At 71.0% G+C, this 3,207-nt stretch carries 3 protein-coding genes; 1 reads left to right on the top strand and 2 read right to left on the bottom strand.

Annotation, left to right across the window (positions count from 1 at the left end):
- Nucleotides 1-50: 50 nt before the first annotated feature.
- Nucleotides 51-872 (bottom strand): SDR family oxidoreductase, encoded by an 822-nt coding sequence (locus G6020_RS09815; protein ID WP_182610491.1) that lies wholly within the window; start codon nucleotides 870-872, stop codon nucleotides 51-53.
- The gene (locus tag G6020_RS09810) at nucleotides 869-2,101 is read right to left on the bottom strand and encodes an acyl-CoA dehydrogenase family protein (protein ID WP_182610490.1); all 1,233 of its coding nucleotides are present in this window, start codon (nucleotides 2,099-2,101) and stop codon (nucleotides 869-871) included. Before G6020_RS09810 ends, G6020_RS09815 begins: the two co-directional genes overlap by 4 nt.
- 78 nt (nucleotides 2,102-2,179) lie before the next feature.
- On the opposite strand from G6020_RS09810, the gene G6020_RS09805 reads away from it, so the two are divergent.
- Nucleotides 2,180-3,034: a mycofactocin-coupled SDR family oxidoreductase gene (locus tag G6020_RS09805; RefSeq protein ID WP_182610489.1), complete on the top strand. Its 855-nt coding sequence runs from the start codon at nucleotides 2,180-2,182 to the stop codon at nucleotides 3,032-3,034.
- Nucleotides 3,035-3,207: the final 173 nt, after the last annotated feature.

Raw genomic sequence — 3,207 nt, 5'->3', positions numbered from 1 at the left:
TCACAGCTTGTTCAGCAGTCTCCTAGCCCCGGGCCCGGGGCCACCGCGGGTCAGGCCCGCTGGGACGAGATGGAGACGACCTCCCCGGTGAGGTAGGTGGTGTAGTCGCTGGCGAGCATGGCGATGGTCGCGGCCACCTCCCAGACGTCGGCGGCCCGCCCGAACGCCTCCTTGGCGGCGAGCTCGTCGAGGAGCTCGGCGGAGGCCGACTTCTCCAGGAACGCGTGGCGGGCGATGGAGGGCGCGATCGCGTTGATGCGCACGCCGAAGTCGGCGCCCTCGATCGCGGAACACCGGGTGAGCGCCATGACGCCGGCCTTGGCCGCCGCGTAGTGCGCCTGCGCCCGCTGCGCGCGCCACCCCAGCACCGAGGCGTTGTTGACGATCACCCCGTTGTGGGGCACGTCGCGGAAGTACTGCAGCGCCGCGCGGGTCGCGCGGAACGTGCCGTTGAGCGTGATGTCGAGGACCCGGTCCCAGTCCTCGTCGGTCATGTCGACCAGCTCACCCTCGCCTCCGAAGCCGGCGTTGTTGACCAGCACGTCGATGCGGCCGAGCTTTTCGGCGGCGCCGGAGATCAGCGCGTCGACGTCCGAGGTCGACTGCACGTTGCAGGTGATGGCCTCGAACCGCTGCTCGGGGAACTCGGCGGCGAGCGTGTCGCGGGCCTCGTTCATGCGGCGCTCGTGGAAGTCCGACACCAGCACGTCGGCACCCTCGAGCGCGGCGCGACGTGCGGCCGAGAACCCGATACCCGTGCCGGCGGCCGCCGTCACCACGACCTTCTTGCCCGCGAGCAGCCCGTGTCCCGGGGTCTCCTCGGGCACCGTGGACAGCGGGGACGCGGCGAGGGGGGACTTGTGCTGGGTCATGACGGCCTGGCCTCTCGGGGTAGTCCGAGCACGCGCTCGGAGATGATGTTGCGCTGGATCTCGTTGGATCCGCCGTAGATGGTGTCGGAGCGGGTGAACAGGAAGAGCCGCTGCCACCGCGCCAACTCGAGATGCTCCGGGTCGTGCAGGTCGTTGGCCGCGCCCTCGGAGTCGTGCGTGGGCCCGGTGAGCGACTCCGCCCCCTGCACGGTCATCGCCAGCTCGCCCAGATCGCGGTGCCAGGTGGCCCACAGGAGTTTGGCCGCGGAGGCGTTACCCCCGGAGGCGTCGCGCTCGGCGAGGGTACGCAGCGCATGGGCGCGGATCACCTTGAGCCCGACCCAGGCGCGCGTGATCCGTTCGCGCACCGCGGGGACCTCCGCGCTGCCGTTGGACCGGGCCATGGCCACGATCTGGTCGAGCTCGCGGGCGAAGCCCACCTGCTGACCGAGCGTGGACACACCCCGCTCGAACTCCAGCAGGGTCATGGCGACCTTCCAGCCCTCGCCCCGCTCCCCCACGATCATCCCGGCGTCGGTGACGGCGTCGTCGAAGAAGACCTCGTTGAACTCCGAGGTCCCGGTGAGCTGCTGGATCGGCCTGATCTCGACGCCCGGCTGGTCCAGCGGCACCAGCAGGAAACTCAGGCCCTTGTGACGGCTGGTCCCCTCCTCGGTCCGGGCCACGACGAACACCCACTGGCTCAGGTGCGCCAGGGAGGTCCACACCTTCTGCCCGTGCAGATGCCATCTGCCGTCCTCGCCCAGGCGCGCGGTGGTGGACACGTTCGCCAGATCGGATCCGGCGCCGGGCTCGGAGTACCCCTGCGCCCACAGTTCGGTGACGTCGAGGATCCGCGGCAGGAAACGGTCCTTCTGCTCCTGCGTACCGTGCGCGATGAGGGTGGGCCCGAGCAGCGTCTCGCCCAGGTGCGACACCCGCGCCGGGGCGTCGGCCTTGGCGTACTCCTCGTGCACGCGGACCTGCTGGCTCAGGGATGCCCCGCGGCCGCCGTACTCGACCGGCCAGCCCACGCAGGTCCACCCGGCCTCGGCCATGTGCCGCTCCCAGGCCAGGCGTCGGGCGAAGAACTGGTGCTCGCTGCCGGGCCCGCCGGTGCCCTTGATCTCGGCGAAGTCTCCGGTCAGGTTGTCGTCCAGCCACGTGCGGAACTCCGCGGCGAACTCGTCGTCGGTCATCTCCGACGCCGGCCTGGTGCTCTGGGTCATGGGGCCACTCTACCAAGCACTTGCTTGGTTTGCCGGAACCGGCCGCCCCCGCGGACCGCGTCGGGTGTGATGGTCGACATGAGCACACCCGTCACGCCCCTGGAGGGCAAGGTCGCACTGGTCACCGGCGCCGCCCGGGCACAGGGCCGGGCCCACGCCGTCCGTCTCGCCTCGGAGGGCGCGGACGTCGTGGTCACCGACATCTGCGCCCCCGTATCCGAGTCCGTCTCCTACCCGGCGCCGACACCGGACGATCTCGCCGAGACCGTTCGCCTGGTCGAGAAGGCCGGGGGCAGATCCCTCTCGGCCGTCCTCGACATCCGGGAACTGGGCCCGCTGCAGGACCTGGTCACCCGCACCATCGCCACCTTCGGCCGGCTGGACATCGTCGTCGCCAACGCCGGCGTCCTCAACTGGGGCCGGCTGTGGGAGCTGCCGGAGGACGACTGGGACATGGTCATCGGCGTCAACCTCAGCGGCACGTGGCGGACGATCCGCGCGGCGGTGCCGGCGATGATCTCCGCGGGCAACGGCGGGTCGATCATCATCGTCAGCTCGTCGGCGGGCCTCAAGGCCACGCCGGGCAACGGGCACTACTCGGCCTCCAAGGCCGGCCTGGTCGCGCTGACCAACTCACTCGCCCTCGAGGCGGGCGAGTTCGGCATCCGGGTCAACTCGATCCACCCGTACTCGGTGGACACGCCGATGATCGACCCCGACGGCATGGCGGAGATCTTCGGCCGGTTCCCGTCGTACCTGCACAGCTTCTCGCCGATGCCCCTCAAGAACGTCCTCGCGGACGGCGTCAGCACCCTGGCGGACTTCATGCCCCCCGAGGAGGTCGCCGACGTGGTGTCGTTCCTGGCCGGGGACGGTTCCCGCTCGATCTCGGGGGTCCAGGTCCCGTTCGACCGGGGCGCGCTCAGGTACTGAGCACGGGGCCGACCAAGCAGGTGCTTGGTACCGTGGTGGGCGCCACACCCGCAGCACCCGAGGAGTCCGCGATGAACGACAGCTCCGCCGCCGCCCCGCGCGACGTCGAGACCACCGGCGACGTCGAGACCACCGCCGCCGCCCTGCGCCGGGCGGCGGCACTCTGGCCGGAT

Origin of the sequence: Dietzia sp. B19, assembly GCF_014145155.1 — a bacterium.
Taxonomy (GTDB): Bacteria; Actinomycetota; Actinomycetes; order Mycobacteriales; family Mycobacteriaceae; genus Dietzia; species Dietzia natronolimnaea.
This window is presented reverse-complemented; position numbering and strand designations above follow the sequence as displayed.